Below are 21,718 nucleotides of genomic sequence, written 5' to 3'. Positions count from 1 at the left end.
ATCAAGCATACGTGATAGTGGATGCCGCGGCAACTCGGTGCCGCAGCCCCACGGTCAGTCGAAGAGCGTCGCGAGCTCACCGGCTGCGGGCAGCGTCGAGTTCGCGATGACCTCGCCGTTGACGGCGACGGTCGGCGTGCCGATCCCCTGCGATCCGGGCTGGATCGGCGTCTGCTGGGTCATCTCGGTCACGAAGCCGGCGTAGGTGCCGTCGTTGACGCACGAGTCGATGCCCGTCACGCCGACGCCCGACGCGATGTCGAGGATCTCCCGGTTCGTGAGACCCGAGGAGCCTTCTGCGGGCTGGTTCGCGAACATCGCCTGCAGGAACGGCAGCGACGCGTCGGGGTCTGCGTCCGCGACGCAGTACGCGGCGTTCGCCGCGCGCGTGGAGAACTGGGTGCCGCTCGACTGGCTGTCGAGGATCGAGATCGGGTGGATGCCGAGGGTGATGCTGCCGTCGTTCACCATCCCCTCGATCTCCGCGCCGTACACCTGCTCGAACTGGTTGCAGACAGGGCACATGAAGTCGATGTACGTGTCGAGGCGGTCCTCGCCGTCGCCGACGAGGATGGCGCCGGTCTCGCTGTCGATGCCCGCCGACGACGGCGGGTTCACCTCGGTGGGCAGCGGCTTGGGCGTCGCCGCGTTGTTCAGCGTCACCACCAGGACGACGACGAGCACGAGGGCGACCGCGACGCCCGCCGTCACCCAGATCGCGAACCAGTTCGTCTTGCGTGCTGCCTGTGCCATCTCGCGCCTCCTAGGCGATCTCGCGCGGGGTCACGCCGAAGGGCGCAAGGCCCGCGGCACCGCCGTCGGGTGCCGTGAGCACCCAGATTCCGTCTTCGTGCACGGCCACACTGTGCTCCCAGTGGGAGCCCGCCGTGCCGTCGAGCGTCGAGACGGTCCAGCCGTCGTCCTCGACGAAGGTCGCCTGATCGCCGATCACGACCATCGGCTCGATCGCGAGGACGAGCCCCGGGCGCACCTCGGGTCCCGGATCGGGCACGCGGTAGTTGAAGACCGAAGGCGACTCGTGCATCTTGCGGCCGATGCCGTGACCCACGTACTCGCGCAGGATGCCGTAGGTCCCGGACTCCGGCGAGTTCGCCTCGATGTACTGCTGCACGGCCGTGCCGATCTCACCGATGTGCTTCGCCGACGCCAGTGCCGCGATGCCGGCCCACAGGGAGCCCTCGGTCACGTCCGAGAGCTGCCGGCGCTCGGCGACGACCTCGGGGCGGGCGTCGTCGGGCAGCACGAAGGTGAACGCCGAGTCGCCGTTCCAGCCCTTGTACTCCGCCCCCGCATCGATGGACACGATGTCGCCGGGGGCGAGGACGCGGTCACCCGGGATGCCGTGCACGACCTCTTCGTTGACCGAGGCGCAGATGGTGTGGCGGTACCCGCGCACCATCTGGAAGTTCGACTTCGCACCCCGTGCCGTGATGAGAGCGGATGCCGCGGCGTCCAGCTCCGCGGTCGTCACACCCGGGGCGATCAGGCTGCGCGCGGCGTCGAGCGCCGCGGCCGTGATCAGCCCGGGCTCGACCATGGCCCGCAGCTGGGCGGGCGACTTGTAGATCGAACGGCGCAGCGACACGGGATCAGGCGGCGGCGGCGCGGTTGAGGCCGCGCGCTTCCAGCGCCGCGATGATGCGGTCGGTGATCTCGTCCAGCGAGCCGATGCCGTCGATCCGGTCCACGATGCCGCGCGTGCGATACACGTCGAGGATCGGCGCCGTCTCGCGCTCGTAGATCGCGAGACGGTTGGCGATGACCTCTTCGGTGTCGTCGCTGCGGCCCTGCTCGGCAGCGCGCAGCGAGATGCGGGCGATGCTCTCGTCGCGCGGCACGTCGAGTTCGATCACCGCGTCGAGCTCCTCATCACGGCCCTCGAGGAACTCGTCGAGGTGCATGACCTGGGCGACGTTGCGGGGATAGCCGTCGAGGAGGAAGCCGTCAGCGGCATCCTGCTGAGACAGGCGGTCGCGCACGACCGCGCTCGTCAGCTCGTCGGGGACGAGATCGCCCGCCTCGATGATGGCCTTCACCTGCTGGCCGAGCTCCGTGCCCGCCGAGACGGCGCCGCGAAAGACGTCGCCCGTCGAGACGGTGGGGATGCCGAACGCCTCCGCGATGCGGACGCCCTGGGTGCCCTTGCCGGAGCCCTGCGGTCCGACGATGAGAAGACGGGTCATCGGAGAAGCCCTTCGTAGTGGCGCTGCTGGAGCTGTGCGTCGATCTGCTTCACCGTCTCGAGGCCGACGCCGACGATGATGAGGATCGAGGCGCCGCCGAACGGGAAGTTCTGGTTGGCGCCGACCGTGGCCAGTGCGATCAGCGGCAGCAGTGCGATCAGACCCAGGTAGATCGAGCCCGGGAGCGTGATGCGCGTCAGCACGTAGTCGAGGTACTCGGCCGTCGGACGGCCTGCACGGATGCCGGGGATGAAGCCGCCGTACTTCTTCATGTTGTCGGCGACCTCGACCGGGTTGAACGTGATCGCGACGTAGAAGTAGGTGAACCCGACGATGAGCAGGAAGTACAGCGCCATGTAGAGCGGGTGATCGCCGCGTACGAGGTACAGCTGGATCCACGCCACCCAGGCCGGGACCTCTTCGCCTGCCTGCGGCTGGTTGAACTGCGCGATGAGGGCCGGGATGTACAGCAGCGACGATGCGAAGATGACGGGCACGACGCCGGCCATGTTGACCTTGATCGGGATGTACGTGTTGGTGCCGCCGTACGTGCGGCGACCCACCATGCGCTTGGCGTACTGCACCGGGATGCGGCGCTGGGACTGCTCGACGTAGACCACGAGCGCGACGACGACGATGCCGACCGCGAGCACCAGCAGGAAGACCTCGAAGCCCTTGGACTGCCAGATCGCCCACATCGAGGCGGGGAACGCCGCGGCGATCGAGGTGAAGATCAGCAGCGACATGCCGTTGCCGATGCCGCGCTCGGTGACGAGCTCGGCGAACCACATGATGAGTCCGGTGCCGGCGGTCATCGTGATGATCATCAGGAGCTGAGCCCACCACACGTCATTGGTGAGGAGCTGCTCGCACTCGGGAACACCGGTGGTCCCGAAGAGCTGGCCGCTGCGGGCCACGGTGACGAGCGTCGTCGACTGCAGCAGCGCCAGCGCGATCGTGAGGTAGCGCGTGTACTGCGTCAGGCGCGCCTGGCCCGACTGGCCCTCCTTGTAGAGGGTCTCGAAGTGCGGGATGACCACGCGCAGCAGCTGCACGATGATCGTGGCCGTGATGTACGGCATGACGCCCAGCGCGAAGATGGACAGCTGCAGCAGTGCACCGCCCGAGAACAGGTTGACCAGCGACAGCAGTCCCTCGGTGCCCTCCGACGCCCGCAGACACGTCTGCACGTTCGGGAAGTCGACGAACGGCGCCGGGATGTGCGCACCGAAGCGGTACAGGGCGATGATCGCCAGGGTGAATGCGATCTTCCGCCGCAGGTCGGGTGTGCGGAAGATCCGCGCGATGGCGCTGAACAAGAGGATTCCTCCAGAGGGGGGCATCGGCACGCAGACGTGCCGACGTCCAGGGTAACCCAGTGGGGGCCGGAGCAAGCTCCGACCCCCACTGTGCGCGTATTACTTGACGGTGCCGCCCGCGGCGACGATCTTCTGCTCGGCGGAACCCGAGACCTTGTCGACCGACACGGTGAGCTTCACCGAGATGTCGCCGGTGCCGAGCACCTTGACCTTCTCGTTCTTGCGCACTGCACCCTTGGCGACCAGGTCGCCGACGGTGACGTCGCCACCGGCCGGGTACAGCTCCGCGAGCTTGTCCAGGTTCACGACCTGGTACTCGACGCGGAACGGGTTCTTGAAGCCGCGGAGCTTCGGGGTGCGCATGTGCAGCGGCATCTGCCCACCCTCGAAGCCGACCTTGACCTGGTAGCGGGCCTTCGTACCCTTGGTACCGCGACCCGCCGTCTTGCCCTTCGAGCCCTCACCGCGACCCACACGGGTCTTCGCCGTGTTGGAGCCGGGGACCGGACGCAGGTGGTGCACCTTCAGCACGCCCGGGCGTGCAGCCGGGACGTCCTTCTTGGGAGCAGCCTTCTTCGAGGCGGCAGCCTTGGGGGCGGCATCCTTCTTGGCAGCAGCCTTCTTGGCAGGAGCCTTCTTGGGCGCCTCAGCCGCGACGGCTTCGTTCTTCTCGGCCTTTTCAGCCATCAGTCGATCTCCTCAACCTTCACGAGGTGGGCGACGGTCCGCACGTAACCGCGCGTCTGCGCGTCGTCGGGACGGACGACGGAGTCGCCGATCCGCTTCAGACCGAGCGAACGCAGCGTGTCGCGCTGGTTCTGCTTCTCACTCACCTTGGACTTGACCTGCGTGACCTTCAGACGCGCAGCCATCAGACACCTGCCTTCGCAGCGGCCGCGGCCTCAGCCTCGGCACGGACGAGACGGGCGGGGGCGACCTGGTCGAAGTCGAGACCGCGACGCGCGGCGACCGCACGGGGCTCCTCGAGCTGCTTCAGGGCCTCCACCGTCGCGTGGACGATGTTGATCGTGTTCGACGAGCCGAGCGACTTCGACAGCACGTCGTGGATGCCGGCGCACTCGAGCACGGCACGCACCGGGCCACCGGCGATGACACCGGTACCGGCAGCGGCCGGGCGCAGGAGCACCACACCGGCAGCGGCCTCACCCTGCACGGGGTGCGGGATGGTCGAGCCGACGCGCGGCACGCGGAAGAAGTTCCGCTTGGCCTCTTCGACGCCCTTCGAGATCGCCAGGGGCACCTCACGGGCCTTGCCGTAGCCGACGCCGACCACACCGTTGCCGTCGCCGACGACGACGAGCGCGGTGAAGCTGAAGCGACGACCACCCTTGACGACCTTCGACACGCGGTTGATGGTGACGACGCGCTCGAGGAACTGGCTCTCGTTGCGGTCGCGGCCACCGCGGTCACCGCGGGTCTGGTTGCGCTCGCGTCCACCGCGGCGCGGCTCGCGCTCGCGCTCGGCGGGCGCCGTCGCGGCGGCCTCGGCCGGAGCCTCGGCAGGTGCCTCTGCGGTCACGATGTTCTCCTTGTTGTCACTCACAGGTTCAGACCTCCCTCGCGGGCGCCGTCGGCGATCGCCGCGACACGGCCCGCATAGCGGTTGCCGCCACGGTCGAACACGACGTCCGAGACACCGGCGGCCTTGGCGCGCTCCGCGAGGAGCTCGCCGACCTTGCGTGCCTTGGCGGTCTTGTCACCGTCGAACGTGCGCAGATCGGTCTCGAGGGTCGAGGCCGAGGCCACGGTGTGGCCCTTGCTGTCGTCGACGACCTGCACGAAGACGTGGCGGGCCGAACGGGTGACGACGAGGCGCGGACGCAGCTCGGTGCCGACGACCTTCTTGCGCAGGCGGGCATGACGACGCGAACGCGCCTGAGTCTTTGTCTTGACAGCCATGGTTACTTACCACTCTTTCCGGCCTTGCGACGAACGACCTCGCCGGCGTACCGCACACCCTTGCCCTTGTACGGCTCGGGCTTGCGGATCTTGCGGATGTTCGCGGCGGCCTCGCCGACGGCCTGCTTGTCGATGCCGCTGACCGTGAGCTTGTTGTTGCCCTCGACGGTCAGGGTGATGCCCGCGGGCGGGTCGACCAGGACGGGGTGCGAGAAGCCGAGAGCGAACTCGACCGCCGTGCCCTTCTGCGCGACGCGGTAACCCGTGCCGACGACCTCGAGACCCTTGGTGTAGCCCTGGGTGACACCGATGATGTTGTTGTTGATGAGCGTGCGGGTCAGGCCGTGGAGCGAACGCGAGGCGCGCTCGTCGTCGGGACGGGTCACGATGACCTGGCCCTCTTCGACCTTGACTTCGATGGGACGGGCCACGGTGAGCGCGAGCTCGCCCTTGGGGCCCTTGACGGCGACATCCTGGCCATCGACCGAAACGGTCACGCCGGCGGGGATGTCGATCGGAAGACGACCGATTCGCGACATGTCAGATCACCACACGTAGGCGAGGACTTCCCCACCCACGCCCTTCTGCTCGGCCTGGCGGTCCGTGAGGAGGCCAGAGGAGGTGGACAGGATCGCGACGCCCAGGCCGCCGAGGACGCGGGGGATCTCGGTGGACTTCGCGTAGACGCGGAGGCCGGGCTTCGAGACGCGCTTGATGCCGGCGATCGACCGCTCGCGGTTCGGGCCGTACTTGAGCGTCAGCGTGAGGGTCTGGCCGACGCGGGCGTCGCTGATCTCCCACGCGGAGATGTAGCCCTCCTGCTTGAGGATCTCGGCGATGTGGGTCTTGAGCTTGGAGCTCGGCAGCGACACAGAGTCGTGGTGCGCCGAGTTCGCGTTGCGCAGACGGGTCAGCATGTCTGCGACCGGGTCTGTCATTGTCATTTGTTGATTCCTTTGTTCACGAGGTATCGGCTGGCGTTACACGCCAGACGACCTTCCATGATTGCCGTATTCAGTTGTGGGATGCGGGATGCCGCACATGGCGGCATCCCGCGAGGATCACGCCTGCGCGTCGTCCGACTTGAACGGGAAGCCCAGGTGACGCAGAAGCGCGCGGCCCTCGGCATCCGTCTTCGCCGACGTCACGATGGTGATGTCGAAGCCGCGGACGCGGTCGATCTTGTCCTGGTTGATCTCGTGGAACACGGACTGCTCCTGGAGACCGAACGTGTAGTTGCCGTTGCCGTCGAACTGCGCACCCGACAGGCCGCGGAAGTCGCGGATGCGGGGCAGGGCGAGGTTGACGAGACGGTCGATGAACTCCCACGCGCGGTCGCCCCGGAGGGTGACGTGCGCGCCGATGGCCTGACCCTCGCGCAGCTTGAACTGCGCGATGGACTTGCGGGCCTTGGTCACGACCGGCTTCTGGCCGGTGATCTTGGTGAGGTCGTCGACCGCGCCATCGATCACCTTGCTGTCGCGAGCTGCCTCGCCGACACCGGTGTTCACGACGACCTTGACCAGGCCGGGCGTCTGCATGACGTTGGCGTAGCCGAACTCGTCCTGCAGAGCCTTCTTGATCTCGGTGTTGTACTTCTGCTTCAGGCGCGGCTGGATCTTGCCAGCCGGCGCGGCAGTTGCGGTGCTCATCAGAGGTCCTTGCCTGACTTCTTCGCGTAGCGCACGCGGACGGTGCGCTTCACGCCGTCCTTCGTCTGCTCCTCGACCCGGTGGCCGACGCGGGTCGGCTTCTTGGTCGAGGGGTCGACGACGGCGACGTTGGAGATGTGGATCGGGGCTTCCATCGTCTCGATGCCGCCCGTCTTGGTGCCGCGCTGCGACTGGCCGACGCGGTTGTGCTTCGTGACGAAGTTCACGCCCTCGACGATGACGCGGTTCTGGTCGGCGAGGACCTCGAGGACCTTGCCCTGCTTGCCGCGGTCGCCGCCCTTGTCCTGCTTCTTGCCGTTGAGGACCTGAACCAGGTCACCCTTCTTGATCTTGGCCATGGGGTCAGATCACCTCCGGTGCGAGCGAGACGATCTTCATGAACTTCTTGTCGCGAAGCTCACGGCCGACCGGTCCGAAGATGCGGGTGCCGCGGGGCTCCCCGTCGCTCTTCAGGATCACGGCGGCGTTCTCGTCGAACTTGATGTAAGAGCCGTCGGCACGACGGGTCTGCTTGACGGTACGGACGATGACGGCCTTGACCACATCGCCCTTCTTGACGTTGCCGCCCGGGATCGCGTCCTTGACGGTGGCCACGATGATGTCACCCACGCCCGCGTAACGGCGGTTCGAGCCGCCGAGAACGCGGATGGTGAGCAGCTCCTTGGCGCCCGTGTTGTCGGCGACCTTGAGGCGGGACTCGTTCTGAATCACTTGGCCTTCTCCAGGATCTCGACCAGACGCCAGCGCTTCGTGGCGCTCAGCGGGCGGGTCTCGTTGATGAGCACGAGGTCACCGATGCCGGCCGTGTTGCCTTCGTCGTGCGCCTTCACCTTGGAGGTGCGGCGGATGACCTTGCCGTACAGCGGGTGCTTCACGCGGTCCTCGACCTCGACGACGATGGTCTTGTCCATCTTGTCGCTGACGACGTAGCCGCGGCGGGCCTTGCGGTAGCCGCGGGCGTCGACGTCGCGCACATCGTGCTCGGACGACTCGTGACCCTTGGTCTCGACCGCGTCGGCGGCCTTCTTCGTGTCAGCCATTACTCGGCCTCTTCCTTCGCGGCCTCGTCAGCGGCATCCGCCTTCTTGGCCTTCGTCTTCTTCGCCTTCGTCGCCGTCTCCAGCGGAGCGGGAGTGGCACGGATGCCGAGCTCGCGCTCACGGATCACGGTGTAGAGCCGCGCGATGTCGCGCTTGACCGCACGGATGCGGCCGTGGCTCTCGAGCTGGCCGGTAGCCGACTGGAAGCGCAGGTTGAACAGCTCTTCCTTGGCCTTGCGCAGCTCCTCGACGAGGCGCTGGTCTTCGAACGTGTCGAGCTCGCTCGGAGCGAGCGTCTTGGTGCCGATCGCCATTACGCGTCGCCCTCCTCGCGCTTGATGATGCGTGCCTTGAGAGGCAGCTTGTGGATTGCGCGGGTCAGGGCCTCACGAGCGAGTTCCTCGTTGACGCCGGCGACCTCGAAGAGGACGCGACCCGGCTTGACGTTTGCGACCCACCACTCGGGCGAACCCTTACCGGAACCCATGCGGGTCTCGGCCGGCTTCTTGGTGAGCGGACGGTCGGGGTAGATGTTGATCCACACCTTGCCGCCACGCTTGATGTGACGGGTCATCGCGATACGAGCGGACTCGATCTGACGGTTCGTCACATACGCGGGCGTGAGGGCCTGGATGCCGAACTCGCCGAAGGAGACCTTCGTGCCGCCGGTGGCCTGGCCGGAGCGACCCGGGTGGTGCTGCTTGCGGTACTTGACCTTGCGGGGAATAAGCATTACGCCGATGCTCCTTCTGCCACGGGGGCCTCGTTGCGGCGGTCGCCACGGTCGCCACGGTCGCGGGGGCCGCGACGGTCGCCGCGGTCGCGGGCCGGCTTCTGGTTGGCCTGCTCGCGAGCGAGCTCCTTGTTGGTGAGGTCGCCCTTGTAGATCCAGACCTTCACGCCGATGCGGCCGAAGGTGGTCTTCGCCTCGTAGAAGCCGTAGTCGATGTTCGCGCGCAGCGTGTGCAGCGGCACACGACCCTCGCGGTAGAACTCCGAGCGGCTCATCTCGGCGCCGCCGAGGCGGCCGGAGACCTGGATGCGGACGCCCTTGGCGCCGGCGCGCTGAGCGCCCTGCAGGCCCTTGCGCATCGCGCGGCGGAACGCCACGCGAGCGGTGAGCTGCTCGGCGATGCCCTGCGCGACGAGCTGAGCGTCGGCCTCGGGGTTCTTGACCTCGAGGATGTTCAGCTGGATCTGCTTGCCGGTGAGCTTCTCGAGGTCGGCGCGGATGCGCTCGGCCTCGGCGCCGCGACGACCGATCACGATGCCCGGGCGGGCGGTGTGGATGTCGACGCGAACGCGGTCACGGGTGCGCTCGATCTCGATGTTGCTCACGCCGGCCCGGTCGAGCTGGGTCTGCAGGAGCTTGCGGATCTTGATGTCCTCGGCGACGTAGTCGGCGTAACGCTGACCGGGCTTCGTCGAGTCCGAGAACCAGCGCGACACGTGGTCGGTCGTGATACCGAGGCGGAAGCCGTAGGGGTGGACTTTCTGTCCCATTACTTGCTCGCCTTCTTGGTCTTGGCAGCCGGCGTCGTGTCGGTGACCTCGGGGGTCGACAGCACGACGGTGATGTGGCTGGTGCGCTTCTTGATCTGGAAGGCACGACCCTGCGCGCGGGGGCGGAAACGCTTGAGCGTCGTGCCCTCGTCGACGTACGCGTTGGCCACGTACAGGTCCTGCTCGTCCAGGTACTCGCCGTCCTTGTCTGCCTTCACGCGAGCGTTCGCGATTCCGGCGGCGACGAGCTTGTAGATCGGCTCGCTCGCGCTCTGCGGCGCGAACTTGAGGATGGCCAGGGCCTCCTCAGCCTGCTTGCCCTTGATGAGCGCGACGACACGACGAGCCTTCTGAGGGGTCACGCGGATGTGTCGCACGCGTGCGATGGACTCCACCATTTCTCTCTCCTCTGCCACCGCGTCAGCGGCGGCGGCCCTTCTTGTCGTCCTTCACGTGGCCGCGGAAGGTGCGGGTGGGCGCGAACTCGCCCAGTTTGTGGCCGACCATGGTCTCGGACACGAACACGGGGATGTGCTTGCGTCCGTCGTGCACGGCGATGGTGTGACCCAGCATGGCCGGGATGATCATCGAACGGCGCGACCAGGTCTTGATGACGTTCTTGGTGCCGGCTTCGTTCTGGACGACGACCTTGCGAAGCAGGTGCTCGTCGACGAAGGGGCCCTTCTTAAGGCTGCGAGGCATCTTCCTCTACTCCTACTTCCGCTTCTTGCCGGCGTTGCGACGACGGACGATGTACTTGTCGCTTTCCTTGTTCGCGTGACGGGTGCGGCCTTCGGCCTGACCCCACGGCGAAACCGGGTGACGACCACCGGAGGTCTTACCCTCACCACCACCGTGGGGGTGGTCGACCGGGTTCATCGCGACACCGCGGACGGTCGGGCGGATGCCCTTCCAGCGGTTGCGGCCGGCCTTGCCCCAGTTGATGTTCGACTGCTCGGCGTTGCCGACCTCGCCGACGGTCGCGCGGCAGCGCGCGTCGACGTTGCGGATCTCGCCCGAGGGCAGACGCAGCTGGGCGTAGGGGCCGTCCTTCGCCACGAGGCGAACCGACGTACCGGCCGAGCGCGCCAGCTTCGCGCCGCCGCCGGGGCGGAGCTCGATGGCGTGGATCACGGTACCGGTCGGGATGTTCTTCAGCGGCAGGTTGTTGCCCGGCTTGATGTCAGCCGAGGCGCCCGACTCGACGATGTCGCCCTGCGACAGCTTGTTCGGCGCGAGGATGTAGCGCTTCTCGCCGTCGAAGTAGTGCAGGAGCGCGATGCGCGCGGTGCGGTTGGGGTCGTACTCGATGTGAGCGACCTTGGCGTTGATGCCGTCCTTGTCATTGCGACGGAAGTCGATGACGCGGTACTGACGCTTGTGGCCACCACCGATGTGACGCGTGGTGATGCGGCCCTGGTTGTTGCGGCCACCGGTCTTGCTGAGCGGGCGGAGGAGCGACTTCTCAGGCGTCGATCGGGTGATCTCGGCGAAGTCGGCCACCGACGAGCCGCGGCGACCCGGGGTCGTGGGCTTGTACTTGCGAATAGCCATATCTCTAGTCCTCTATCCCGACCGTCAGCCGACTGCCGTGAAGATGTCGATGGTGCCCGACTTCAGGGTCACGATGGCGCGCTTGGTGTCCTTGCGCTTGCCGGTGCCGAAGCGGGTACGACGGGCCTTGCCCGTGCGGTTGAGCGTGTTGACCGCTGCGACCTTGACGCCGAAGATCTTCTCGATCGCGAGCTTGATCTCGGTCTTCGAAGCGCGGGGGTCGACGAGGAAGGTGTACTTGCCCTCGTCGATGAGCCCGTAGCTCTTCTCCGAAACGACCGGCTTCAGGATGATGTCGCGCGGGTCCTTGTAAACGGCGGTCATGCCGAGGCCTCCTCGGTGACGGCGGTCTTCGACGCGATGAACGCGTCGAGGGCGGCCTTGGTGAAGACGATGTCGTCCGAGACGATCACGTCGTACGCGTTGAGCTGGTCGAACGGCAGCACGTGGGCGAACGAGATGTTGCGCACGCTCAGCACCGCGAGGTCGTCGTCGCGGTCCACGACGACGAGCACGTTCTTGGTCGCTCCCAGTGCGTTGAAGACCGTCGTGGCCGCCTTCGTCGACGGGGCGCCCTCGATGCCGAAGGTGTCGATGACGTGCAGACGCTCGCCACGAGCGCGGTCGCTCAGCGCGCCCAGCAGGGCGGCGGCGATCATCTTCTTGGGCGTGCGCTGCGAGTAGTCGCGCGGCTTCGGGCCGTGCACGATGCCACCGCCGGTCATCTGCGGCGCGCGGATGGAGCCCTGGCGGGCGTTACCCGTGCCCTTCTGCTTGAAGGGCTTGCGGCCGGCGCCCGAGACCTCACCGCGACGCTTGGTCGAGTGGGTGCCCTGGCGAGCCGCCGCGAGCTGCGCGACGACGACCTGGTGGATGAGCGGGATGTTCGTCTTGACGTCGAAGATCGAGGCCGGGAGCTGGACCGAGCCAGCAGCCGAGCCGTCTGCCTTCACGACGTCGAGCGCGAGAGTCGAGTCAGCCATGTGATCAGGCACCCTTCACTGCGTTGCGGACGTAGACGATGCGGCCACGCGCGCCGGGGACGGCGCCCTTGACGAGCAGCAGACCCTTCTCGGCGTCGACGGCGTGCACCTTGAGGTTGAGGACGGTCACGCGCTCGCCACCCATACGGCCGGCCATGCGCATGCCCTTGAAGACGCGGCTCGGGGTCGACGAGGCGCCGATCGAACCGGGCTTGCGGTGGTTGCGGTGCGCACCGTGCGAAGCGGAGACGCCCTTGAAGTTGTGGCGCTTCATGACACCCGCGGTGCCCTTGCCCTTGCTGGTGCCGACGACGTCGACCAGCTGGCCGGCCTCGAACGTGCCGTCCACCGTGAGCTCCTGACCGAGTGAGTAGTCAGCAGCGTCCGCGGTGCGGACCTCGGTGAGGTGACGGCGCGGGGTGACACCCGCGGCCTCGAAGTGGGCCGTCAGGGGCTGGTTCACCTTGCGGGGGTCGATCTGGCCGTACGCGATCTGAACGGCCTTGTAGCCGTCCTTCTCGGGCGTGCGGACCTGGGTGACCACGTTCGGCGCGATCTCGATGACGGTGACGGGAACGAGCTTGCCGTTCTCGTCCCACACCTGGGTCATGCCGAGCTTGGTGCCCAGCAGGCCCTTGGAAACCTTGTTGTTGATGTCAGCCATGTCGAACCTCAGAGCTTGATCTCGATGTTGACATCGGCCGGGAGGTCGAGACGCATGAGCGAGTCGACAGCCTTCGGCGTCGGGTCGACGATGTCGATCAGACGCTTGTGGGTGCGCATCTCGAAGTGCTCGCGGCTGTCCTTGTACTTGTGGGGAGAACGGATCACGGCGATCACGTTCTTCTCCGTGGGAAGGGGCACGGGGCCCACGACCGTCGCGCCCGCACGGGTCACGGTGTCGACGATCTTGCGTGCCGACGAGTCGATGACCTCGTGGTCGTACGACTTCAGGCGAATGCGGATCTTCTGTCCCGCCATTGTCTGCTCACTCTCTTTCTCGCGTCATACCCCAGTGGCATTGGACGCACGTGGCGCTTTGCGCCTGGCACTTGCGCACCGCTGTTCTGCTGTCAATCCGGGTGTCGCGCCGAAGCGCTGCTCCCGGTATCCGTTCTCCGCCCGCGCGCGAAGCATGGCTCCGCAGTGGGTGGATTCGAGATGTGGTGGTTCTGCTGCCCGCGGCCTAGGACCCAGCGCGTTGCGCTTGCCTATGCACTGCCCTGGCAGTGATCCGACGCACGCCAAGAGGGGCGTCGGAATGTGGAACCTCACTAGTCTACGTGCAGCCCGGGCGTGTCGCAAACTCGGGCGTGTCGCGGCGCGGGTATGCTCGGCCGTTTCCCAGACGGGGCGCCGGCGGGGTGCCGCTGACCACAGCAGAAGGGGCGGCCGCGCTGTGCGCGACCGCCCCTTCTCCACCGATGAGTCGGTGGTTACTGCATGCTCGCGTGACGGCGACGGTAGGCCGCGATCGCCACGACGGCGATGCCGGCGAACAGTGCCGCGCCGCCCGCTGCGACGACGATCGGGCTGACGCCGCCACCGGTCACGGCCAGCGCCTCGGTGTCGGTCGACGCCGGGGTGCCCCCGCCGACCGGCGGGTTGGCGCACTCTGCGGATGCCTCGGGGTACTGGACCTCGGTCGAGTACGACGGGTTGACCTCGAAGCGGACGGTGACGCCGGCGCGGGTCCACGCGAAGTTGCCGTCAGTCTGGACGTACTCGCCGTTCACGAGCTCCCAGCCCGGCCACATCTTGGGCGCGGTCGCCGAGGCACCCGGCCACAGCAGCTCGCCGCTCAGCGGCTGGTTCTCGACGACGTAGTCCTCGCCATCCGGGTTCACGAACGTGATCGTGACGGGGGTCTCGCTGTCCGCCTCGAAGCCCTCGGGCAGCGTCACCGCGTAGCCGAGGTAGGGCACGTCGCCCACGCAGACCGAGTCGATGTCACCGGGAGCGAGCGGGCAGTTCTCGTCGATCTCGGCCTCTGTGAGGGGGCGCGGCTGCGTCTCGGTGTTCTTCGTGACAGTCGGGACGGCAGTTCCCTCGTCGTCGTAGGCGTAGGTCGTCGTGGTCACCTCGCGAGTCTGAGTGACTGTCGTGTCACCGCATGCCCACTCGCCGTCCGCCCACTCGGTGGTCGTCGGCGGTGTCTCGGGCAGCGGGCAGTCCTTCTTCTCTGCGGCGGTCATCGGGCGGTTCGTCGTCTCAACCGTCTCCGACGACGTGCCGAGCACCCAGGCGGTGCCGTTCCACACGTAGGGAGTGGTTACCGTGGTCGTCTCCACCGTCACACTGGTGCTGGCGCAGTTCTTGACCTCGCGCGGGGTGCTCGACACCTCGGGCTCCGGCTGGTCCGGTCGGCATTCGTCGCTGTCGGCGGCGAGCTGGGCGAGGTCCGGAACGGTCCACGTCACGCGCGCGTCTGGCGGGAAGACCGTTCCGGTCTTCGGCGCGGCCGTCCACGTCGTCGTTCCGTCGTTGTTCGTGACCGAGGTCCAGATCACGTCCCCGTTCTTGCGGAGAACCCCCGCCGTGTCGCAGGTCGCGGGATCCCAGTCGAGCGCCGGGATGACCGTCGCCGGGGGCGTCTCGGGCGTGGTGCCCTTGCAGACGATCCAGTGCGAGACGTCGGACTGCTTGCCGGCCTTGTTCAGCGGCGAGGCGTAGGCGACGCCTGCCTTAGGGTGTTCGATGACGTTGTTCGAAACGTCGCCGCCCTTGATGACGAGCAGCTCCCAGTGGTCGCCGGGCCAATCCGGGTCGAACGGCTTCAGCGTCACTGTCTTGCCGCCGTCAGTGATCTTGCCGTGCGAGGTGTTGCCCTCGGACTTGTAGCAGACGGCCTTGTGGGCGGCGTAGAGCTTCTCCCAGTAGGACGTCTTGTTGGTGTCCGAGCTCCACGGCTGGAGGACTCCGACCTCACCCTTGAGCACCGGCTCGCCTGCCGATGCTCCGGCGGTCACCAGCGGTGCCACCACGAGGGCGGCGGCGACCAGGGCCCCAGCTAAAGCTCTCAATGTTCGCTTGCGCACTGCAGACACAGTGATCCTCCCGTTTTTCGGCGCACTGCGCCGTCCCAGCGGTGCACCGAAGCGCACCGTTCATCCCATCGGCACACCACCGAGGCGTGCCGTACATCCCAGCGACGTGGGGGGCACGTCGATACTGCGGCGGCACGGGGGTGCCGCGTTCCTCCGATGCGCGGGGGCGCACCATCCACCCGACCGGGGTACGGGCGTCAGACCCCGCACAGTTGTGGCCGGTTGGGATCCGGTTTCCAGGTCCTTCCCAAGGACCAGGGACAGGCGGAGAACCGCCGTTCGTGCAGGCTATCGCTCCCCGGCCGAATGCGCGAATCGGCGCCCGTTGCGCGTGCCGCAGACGCGCTCGAGCCCCTCGCGTTCGGGGTGCGAGGGGCTCGGGCTTCCGGCCCGTCAGAGCAGGTCGGAAGTGGGTGGGAGAGAGCGGGCCTTGGGGCGGTCCCGCCCTCTCTCACGTCAGACGGTCGCCTTGACCTCTCCGCGGCGGCGGCGGGCGATGATCAGCATCGTCGTGCCTCCGAGCAGAGCGAACAGGCCCATGATGACCAGCAGCGGCGGCAGTTCCCCACCCGTGGCCGGGAGCGCCGACAGCAGCACGGTGGCGTCGTCGGAGTCACGGCCCGCGTCGTCCGGGTCGCCGAAGGTGTGGTAGTCGACGACTGCCACGTTGGTGATCGAGCTGCTCTTGGATGCCGGGTTCACCGTCGCCGCAAGGGTGATGGTCGGAGCCGCCGAAGCGCCTTCGTTCGCCCCCTGAGGCTGCAGCGGCCCGAAGAGCACGCACTCGAGCGATCCGCCGTAGCCCGCGCTGTCCTGACCGGTGACCTCACAGGTCTGCCAGTTCGGGAACACCGCGTCGTCACCCTTGCCGGCCCAGGTCACGTCCGTGATCTTGATGTCGGCGGGGATGGCGTCCGTGACCACGACCGATTCGGCGGCCGCGTCGTCGCTCACGTTCTGCACCGCGAGGGTGTAGGTGAAGGACGCACCCGGGTCCGTCTTCTCGACGCTCGCCGTCTTCTCGATCTGGACGTCCGAGTGGCGGGCCACGGAGCACTCAGGAGTCGCCTCCGGGTACTCGACGGCGAACTCGAGCGTCGGGTTGACACTGAACGTCACCGTCGATCCGAGGCGCCACGAGTAGTCCAGCTCACTCGGGTCGAGGATGAGGCCGTTGAACACGAACTCCGCCTGCTCCTCCGGCGTCATCACGTCGGTCGTCCCCGGCAGGTAGTACTGCGCGGGATTCGATCCGGGCACGATGTCGCTCGCCACGATCGGCCGCCATCCCGGGTAGTCGATCGAGACTCCGGAGGGCGTGAACGCCGTTCCGACCCAGGGGATCTCATCGCTCCATGTCGTGTCGCCACCCGGGTGGGTGATCGCCACTTCCTGGGGCTCCGTGGTCGGCTCCAGGCTGTCAGGCGTCCACAGGAAGTCGATCGGGTAGTCCAGCAGCGTGCCGGACTTCGAGATCGTCCAGCCCAGCAGCGGGGCGTCGCCGATGCAGCTCGTGTAGACCAGCGCCGTGATCTCGCGGACCGGGATCTCCACCTCGTCGCAGTCGTTCGTCGGGTCCTCGTCGGAGAGGGCTGCGACACAGGCCTCGTTGACGAGCTCGTCGATCGGTGTGGGCGGCTCTTCCGCTCCCTCCGGGTAGTCAGGGGCGAGGAACTCGACCGTGATCGTGATGTCGACCGACTCGCCCGCTCCCAGTGTCGGGATGCTGAGTCTGACGACGTTGTCGCCGTCGACCAGCTCGGGCGCGTTGTCGTTCGTCCAGCCCTCAGGCAGGTCGATGTTCGTCACCTCGAGGCGCTCGGGCACCGGATCGGTCACCACGACGTCCTCCGCATCGCGGGTTCCGTTGTTGGTGACGGTGAGGACGTAGTCGAACGTGTCACCGACCTCGGCCCACGGCTCCTCGCCTTCCGGAGCCTCCGGCAGGTTCGTCGCCGTCTTCTCGATCGAGACGTCGTCGTAGTGGACCGTGCCACAGGCACTGTCGTCTTCGGTGACCTCGCCGACGGTCAGGTACGCCGTGTTGACGATGCCGATGCCGTCCGGCTCTTCCGCATCACACGGCTCAGGGGTCTCCGGGACGGCAGTCACCTCGACGTCGACCGATACGGTGTAGACCGGGTCGTTCGCTCCGTTGCTCGGAGCGGCTACCTGGTCGTCGGCCAGCTGAGCGGTCAGGCTCGGCAGCACCCACGTGCCGCTCGTCGGGCCGGTCCACGACGCGCCCGTGTACGTGACGCCGTCGGTCGGAGTGTCGAGCGTGTCGGTCAGGTCGTACGTGATCGGTACCAGGACGCTGTTGTTGTGCACGGTGATCTCGTAGGTCACCGTCCACGCCCCGTCCTCGTTCTGCACCGATTCGACGACGTTCTTGTCGACCGTGAAGCCCTGGTCGACGTGGCTGTTCACGATCGTGCACACCACGTGCTCACCCTTGTCGAGGCCGCGCAGCGTCGCCGCGCCCGGCTCGCTGTCCGTCAGCCCGATCGTGCCGTCGTCGTCAGACACGCACGACCACTCCTCGGGCTCGAACTCGTCGAGTCCGGGGATGTCGCCGATCAGGTCCTCCGAGAGACCGAACTGCACACCGGGCAGCACCGCGGTCGGAGCGACATCGCCGCCGGCCGGGTTGGTGACGACGTCACCGTCTTCCGGAGTTCCGAAGAGCTGCCAGTTGGTGTCCGCAACGTCGGCGCCGTTCACGACCTTCACGAGCGAGAGCGTCGGACGCTCGGCCGTGTTGGTGAACTCACACCAGATGCTCTCGTTCGGCATGGTGAACGTGCCCGACCTTGCGCTCGCGGCGAGCACGGTCTCGTCGTCGGCATTGAGGCAGACCAGCGAGCTGGTGTAGTCGGAAGCCTCGCCCGCGACCACGTCGAGCACCTCGCTGACCGTCACCTGGGAGCCGATCAGCGCCTGCTTCTGGATCGCGTTGTCGGTGTCGGTCCACGGACCGACGTCACCGTTCGACACCGAGATGTCTTCGGTCGCCGGGACGCCGGAAATGGTCAGATCGGCGGAGTCGCCCTCCTGACCGTTCACCCACGTCTTCTGAAGGTGAACCGTGGCCGTCTTCGCCTGGTTGACGAAGTAGCACAGGATGCCCGGGCCGGTCACGGTCAGCTCGAAGCTCCGGCCGATGCCGGTGCCCGAAGCCTGTCCGCCGCCGACGCAGTTGTAGGTGGAGTCGTACTGACCGAGGGCGGAGAGCGAGATCGTCTCGTTCATCGGCAGCACGGCGCCGATGCGCGCCTGGACGATCACGGTGTTGGTGTTGTCGATGAACGTGCCCGTCCCGATGACCTTCGACAGCTTGGTCAGGATCGGACCGGATTCAGGCGTCACCGCGAGCGTCGTCTCGTCACCGAGAACGGCGCCGACCCACTCCTTGTGCAGCACGACGCCGACCTTCACGGCCGTGTTCGTGAAGGTGCAGTTCACATCCGAGTCAGGGGCCACGAAGTCGAAGTCGCGTCCCTGCCCGACGCCGTTCGCGACCGTCGAGCACGCATAGGTGCTGTCGTACTCACCGGTGTTGACGGCGCTGTCGAGCGTCTCGTGGATGTTGACCTCGTCGCCGACGCGCACCGTGAGGGTGACCACGTCATCGTCGAGCTGGTTCGTCGTGCCGTTCGCCGTGGAGTCGGCTTCCGTCCCGTTGATCGACAGCGACGCGACGTCGCCCGCGAAGGCGTCGATCCAGCGCTTGTCGAGCGTGATGATGATCTCGTCGGCGGTGTTCACGATGGTGCAGTCGAGATCCTCGTCGACCGTGATCTCGGGGATGCTGCCGCCCTGGCCCTGCGAGCCGTCCGAACAGAACCAGGTCGAGGTGTACTGACCCGTGTTCTCACCGGGCAGGCTCTCCGAGAGTGTGACCTTCTCACCCACGCGAACATCCACAGATGCCGCGTTGGTGTTGTCGGTGCTGTCACCGCCGGTCGCGACCGAAGTCGCCGTGTCCGTCGCGGCACCCGTGATCGACAGGTCGGCCTCGTCGCCCTGGAAGGCGTTGACCCACTGCTTGTTCAGGGTGACGGTCGCGCGGTCGGCCGTGTTGGTGAAGGTACAGGTGACGTTGGCATTCGGCACCGTCAGCGTGAAGGACGTCCCGCTGCCGTCGCCGGTCGTCTGACCCGACGTGCAGGAGTAGGTCGAGCCATAGCTGGCGACACCGCTCAGGATCTCGCTCAGCGCCACTGTGTCACCGACGCGGACCGAGGTCTGCGCGATGTTCACCAGGTCGAGCTGGTCGGGGCTGCCGTTCGCCGTGGAAGTCGCCGTCGCCGGGCCTGCGTGCAGCTCGGCCTCGTCGCCCTCAAGAGCGTCGAGCCAGTGCTTCTGCAACGTGACTGTCTTCTGGATGGCGGTGTTCGTGAACGTGCACTGCACGCCCGCAGCCGAAGCCGGGTACGCGGGCACCGTGATCGAGCCGCCGGTTCCCGTGTTGTTCGAGACGGTCGCCCCGACACACGCGAGGGTCGACGAGTACTCGCCGGTGTTGGCGTCGGGAAGAACCTCGGCGAGCGTCAGTGCCGAGCCCGGTGCGACCGAGACCTGGACGACCTGACCGTTGGTCGGTGCCGTCGAGGTGCCGTTCGCCGTGGCGGCTCCCCCGATGGAGAGGTCGGCCGTGTCGCCCGTGAACGAGTTGACCCAGGTCTTGCTGAGCGTCACCGTCGCGAACGGGATGTTCACGAACGGGTTGGTGAGCGTGGCGTTGGGCGTCTGCTGGCTGATGGCGAAATTCTGCGGGGTCGTGTCGAGCACATAGCCGGTGGGGGCCGCCGTCTCGGTCACCGTGTAGGTGCCGATCGGGACATTCACCACCTTGATCACACCCGGAGCCGGGTCGGTATCGTTCGTGCCGTTGTCGACGACGGTCCGCGGGAAGCTCGCTGCGCCCGCGGCGACGCCGCCGGTGTCGGCGACGACCTGGAAGGTCGCGCCGCCCAGCAGGTTGCCGGCGCCGTCGTGCTTGAGCCACGTCACCGTGCCGAGCGGGTCTACGAACGTCAGCGTCTTCGACTCCGCGTCACCGAGGGTGACCTGCTGCGGGTTGTCGGACGTCGGCAGGAGGTAGCCGGTCGGAGCCTTCGTCTCGGTCACCGTGTAGACGCCCGGCAGCACGTTGCCGTTGAAGACGATCTTGCCGTTCGCGTCGGTGGTGCCGGTCGTCGAGCCCGTGCCCGTCGTGGGGTTCGGGCTGATCGAGAACTCGGCGCCCGCGAGCGGGGTGCCGTTCACGCCGGTCTTGAGGATCGTCAGCGTCGCACAGGTCGACGGCACGTTCAGTGCGATCGGGCTGATCCAGTCTTCGAGCGACGAGGTCTCTTCTGGAGAAGCGCTGGATCGGACGTTGAGCACGCCGTAGTTGCCGCTGCAACCGTCCTCTCCGAAGAGCGTTGTCAGGTCGATCGCCGCCTCAGCGAAGGTGCCGGTCTCGAGTTCGTCCGTCCCTGAGATCCGGTTGATGGGCCCCTGGTTCACCTGACCGACGAATCCTGCGAGCGTTCCGAGGGGATTCCAGCTGTCACCATCCCAGACGTCGGCACCCACCAGAGCGATCGTGTTGTTGCCGTTCTGCTCGATCGTGAGGCGCAGGTCCCCGACGGTGCGGGTCGGTACCGGCCCGAACGCGTTGGCAGCCTGGTTGAGTTCGACGTGATACGAGACCGAGCCTGTGTTCACCTGGCGCTCGAAGCCGAGGTAGGCGTAGACATGTCCCGCGACGGTCTGCGTGTACGCGTACACGTTCCCGATGTCTGTCTTGCCGGACGAGGCTGTTCCGCCGATCTGGGCGGCGCTCCACGGCCAGTTGCTCTCCTTCGCGCCTTGGGTGAACGCCGTGGAATCGTCGAAACCGTCCATCCGGACCGGCTGGCCACCCACGGTCGCCCAGTCCAGGGATCCGTCGCCGTCGAGGCACATGTTGCCGTCGATCTCGAAGCCCGCGACGGGCGACCCTGCGACGGGCCAGCCGTCACAGGCCAGCAGCGCCATCGGGGCGATCTCCGCGTCGGCGAGCGGTGCAGCCAGTGCCGAGAACGGCGCGTCAACCTCCGGCGCGTCCGCCTCCGGAACGCTCGCCTCAGGAGCGGCCGGCTCCTCAGCCGGCGGCGCCGCAGGTTCGGCTGCGGGTTCATCAGCGGCCGTCTCTTCCGCAGGCGGCGGGGTCTCGGCATCCGTCGATGCGGTGTCGGTGGTCGTCGCCTCACTGGTGGCGGCGGGATCGGTGGGGGTCACCTCCTCGGCGGTGGCCGGGGACATCCCCGAGAACACGAGCGAGCTCGCGACGACAGCCGCGAGCCCTCCCACATACCAGCGTCTCTGGAGCGCGATCTTGCGCTCCTGAGTCCGCTCTTGACGCATGCGGCGGCGCAGTCCCTCATTCGAGGCGCGCGCAAAAGTACGACTGAACATCACTTCACCCTTGGTCGTCACGACACAG

26 protein-coding genes are annotated in these 21,718 nt (G+C 67.2%); all 26 read right to left on the bottom strand.

Annotation, left to right across the window (positions count from 1 at the left end; genetic code table 11):
• Positions 1–54: 54 nt before the first annotated feature.
• The 26 genes from MRBLMI12_RS13435 to MRBLMI12_RS13310 all read right to left on the bottom strand — a co-directional run bounded on the left by MRBLMI12_RS13435 (position 55) and on the right by MRBLMI12_RS13310 (position 21,690).
• Complete coding sequence (locus tag MRBLMI12_RS13435) at positions 55–753, bottom strand: DsbA family protein (protein ID WP_363356932.1); 699 nt, start codon at positions 751–753, stop codon at positions 55–57.
• 10 nt (positions 754–763) lie between these two features.
• Positions 764–1,606 (bottom strand): type I methionyl aminopeptidase, encoded by an 843-nt coding sequence (map, locus tag MRBLMI12_RS13430; protein WP_363356931.1) that lies wholly within the window; start codon positions 1,604–1,606, stop codon positions 764–766.
• Positions 1,607–1,610: 4 nt separating this feature from the next.
• Positions 1,611–2,204, bottom strand: a complete 594-nt coding sequence (locus MRBLMI12_RS13425; protein WP_363356930.1) for an adenylate kinase — start codon at positions 2,202–2,204, stop codon at positions 1,611–1,613.
• Positions 2,201–3,523, bottom strand: a complete 1,323-nt coding sequence (gene secY, locus MRBLMI12_RS13420; RefSeq protein ID WP_349426358.1) for a preprotein translocase subunit SecY — start codon at positions 3,521–3,523, stop codon at positions 2,201–2,203. Before secY ends, MRBLMI12_RS13425 begins: the two co-directional genes overlap by 4 nt.
• Positions 3,524–3,622: 99 nt before the next feature.
• Positions 3,623–4,210, bottom strand: coding sequence for a 50S ribosomal protein L15 (rplO, locus tag MRBLMI12_RS13415; protein ID WP_363356929.1), 588 nt, complete (start codon positions 4,208–4,210; stop codon positions 3,623–3,625).
• Positions 4,210–4,395, bottom strand: a complete 186-nt coding sequence (rpmD, locus tag MRBLMI12_RS13410) for a 50S ribosomal protein L30 (RefSeq protein ID WP_018171461.1) — start codon at positions 4,393–4,395, stop codon at positions 4,210–4,212. The genes rplO and rpmD overlap by 1 nt, the downstream gene beginning before the upstream one ends.
• Entirely contained in the window at positions 4,395–5,087 is a 693-nt protein-coding gene (rpsE, locus tag MRBLMI12_RS13405; RefSeq protein WP_349426356.1) for a 30S ribosomal protein S5, read from the bottom strand. The genes rpmD and rpsE overlap by 1 nt, the downstream gene beginning before the upstream one ends.
• Entirely contained in the window at positions 5,084–5,443 is a 360-nt protein-coding gene (gene rplR / locus MRBLMI12_RS13400) for a 50S ribosomal protein L18 (RefSeq protein ID WP_163618859.1), read from the bottom strand. Before rplR ends, rpsE begins: the two co-directional genes overlap by 4 nt.
• A gap of 2 nt (positions 5,444–5,445) precedes the next feature.
• Entirely contained in the window at positions 5,446–5,982 is a 537-nt protein-coding gene (rplF, locus tag MRBLMI12_RS13395; protein ID WP_349426355.1) for a 50S ribosomal protein L6, read from the bottom strand.
• A 6-nt stretch (positions 5,983–5,988) separates the two neighbouring features.
• A complete protein-coding gene (gene rpsH, locus MRBLMI12_RS13390; RefSeq protein WP_308867849.1) occupies positions 5,989–6,387 on the bottom strand; it encodes a 30S ribosomal protein S8 in 399 nt (132 codons plus the stop codon).
• Positions 6,388–6,504: 117 nt separating this feature from the next.
• Positions 6,505–7,095, bottom strand: coding sequence for a 50S ribosomal protein L5 (gene rplE, locus MRBLMI12_RS13385; RefSeq protein WP_349426353.1), 591 nt, complete (start codon positions 7,093–7,095; stop codon positions 6,505–6,507).
• Positions 7,095–7,454 (bottom strand): 50S ribosomal protein L24, encoded by a 360-nt coding sequence (rplX, locus tag MRBLMI12_RS13380; RefSeq protein WP_347978067.1) that lies wholly within the window; start codon positions 7,452–7,454, stop codon positions 7,095–7,097. The genes rplE and rplX overlap by 1 nt, the downstream gene beginning before the upstream one ends.
• Before the next feature lie 4 nt (positions 7,455–7,458).
• On the bottom strand, positions 7,459–7,827 hold the full coding sequence (gene rplN, locus MRBLMI12_RS13375; protein WP_163618854.1) for a 50S ribosomal protein L14: 369 nt from the start codon (positions 7,825–7,827) through the stop codon (positions 7,459–7,461).
• Positions 7,824–8,156, bottom strand: a complete 333-nt coding sequence (gene rpsQ / locus MRBLMI12_RS13370) for a 30S ribosomal protein S17 (RefSeq protein ID WP_163618853.1) — start codon at positions 8,154–8,156, stop codon at positions 7,824–7,826. Before rpsQ ends, rplN begins: the two co-directional genes overlap by 4 nt.
• Positions 8,156–8,470, bottom strand: coding sequence for a 50S ribosomal protein L29 (rpmC, locus tag MRBLMI12_RS13365; protein ID WP_045301493.1), 315 nt, complete (start codon positions 8,468–8,470; stop codon positions 8,156–8,158). Before rpmC ends, rpsQ begins: the two co-directional genes overlap by 1 nt.
• On the bottom strand, positions 8,470–8,889 hold the full coding sequence (gene rplP, locus MRBLMI12_RS13360) for a 50S ribosomal protein L16 (RefSeq protein ID WP_018171451.1): 420 nt from the start codon (positions 8,887–8,889) through the stop codon (positions 8,470–8,472). The genes rpmC and rplP overlap by 1 nt, the downstream gene beginning before the upstream one ends.
• On the bottom strand, positions 8,889–9,659 hold the full coding sequence (gene rpsC, locus MRBLMI12_RS13355) for a 30S ribosomal protein S3 (RefSeq protein ID WP_163618852.1): 771 nt from the start codon (positions 9,657–9,659) through the stop codon (positions 8,889–8,891). The genes rplP and rpsC overlap by 1 nt, the downstream gene beginning before the upstream one ends.
• Positions 9,659–10,057, bottom strand: coding sequence for a 50S ribosomal protein L22 (rplV, locus tag MRBLMI12_RS13350; RefSeq protein WP_349426351.1), 399 nt, complete (start codon positions 10,055–10,057; stop codon positions 9,659–9,661). Before rplV ends, rpsC begins: the two co-directional genes overlap by 1 nt.
• A 22-nt stretch (positions 10,058–10,079) precedes the next feature.
• On the bottom strand, positions 10,080–10,361 hold the full coding sequence (rpsS, locus tag MRBLMI12_RS13345) for a 30S ribosomal protein S19 (protein ID WP_045275479.1): 282 nt from the start codon (positions 10,359–10,361) through the stop codon (positions 10,080–10,082).
• Positions 10,362–10,373: 12 nt separating this feature from the next.
• Positions 10,374–11,213, bottom strand: a complete 840-nt coding sequence (gene rplB, locus MRBLMI12_RS13340; protein WP_349426350.1) for a 50S ribosomal protein L2 — start codon at positions 11,211–11,213, stop codon at positions 10,374–10,376.
• A 24-nt stretch (positions 11,214–11,237) separates the two neighbouring features.
• Entirely contained in the window at positions 11,238–11,537 is a 300-nt protein-coding gene (gene rplW / locus MRBLMI12_RS13335; RefSeq protein ID WP_163618849.1) for a 50S ribosomal protein L23, read from the bottom strand.
• Positions 11,534–12,196 carry a 50S ribosomal protein L4 gene (gene rplD / locus MRBLMI12_RS13330; RefSeq protein ID WP_349426349.1) on the bottom strand — a complete coding sequence of 221 codons (663 nt, stop codon included), beginning with the start codon at positions 12,194–12,196 and terminating at the stop codon, positions 11,534–11,536. The genes rplW and rplD overlap by 4 nt, the downstream gene beginning before the upstream one ends.
• Positions 12,197–12,200: 4 nt before the next feature.
• Positions 12,201–12,860 (bottom strand): 50S ribosomal protein L3, encoded by a 660-nt coding sequence (gene rplC / locus MRBLMI12_RS13325; RefSeq protein ID WP_194414507.1) that lies wholly within the window; start codon positions 12,858–12,860, stop codon positions 12,201–12,203.
• Positions 12,861–12,868: 8 nt separating this feature from the next.
• The gene (rpsJ, locus tag MRBLMI12_RS13320; protein ID WP_106816553.1) at positions 12,869–13,177 is read right to left on the bottom strand and encodes a 30S ribosomal protein S10; all 309 of its coding nucleotides are present in this window, start codon (positions 13,175–13,177) and stop codon (positions 12,869–12,871) included.
• Positions 13,178–13,632: 455 nt separating this feature from the next.
• Entirely contained in the window at positions 13,633–15,243 is a 1,611-nt protein-coding gene (locus MRBLMI12_RS13315; protein ID WP_363356928.1) for a hypothetical protein, read from the bottom strand.
• A gap of 456 nt (positions 15,244–15,699) precedes the next feature.
• Entirely contained in the window at positions 15,700–21,690 is a 5,991-nt protein-coding gene (locus MRBLMI12_RS13310) for a SpaA isopeptide-forming pilin-related protein (RefSeq protein WP_363356927.1), read from the bottom strand.
• Between the last annotated feature and the right edge of the window lie 28 nt (positions 21,691–21,718).

It is taken from the genome of Microbacterium sp. LMI12-1-1.1, assembly GCF_040676455.1.
Lineage (GTDB): Bacteria > Actinomycetota > Actinomycetes > Actinomycetales > Microbacteriaceae > Microbacterium.
Note: the sequence above shows the minus strand (reverse complement) of the source record. Positions and strands in the feature narration are given on the sequence as shown.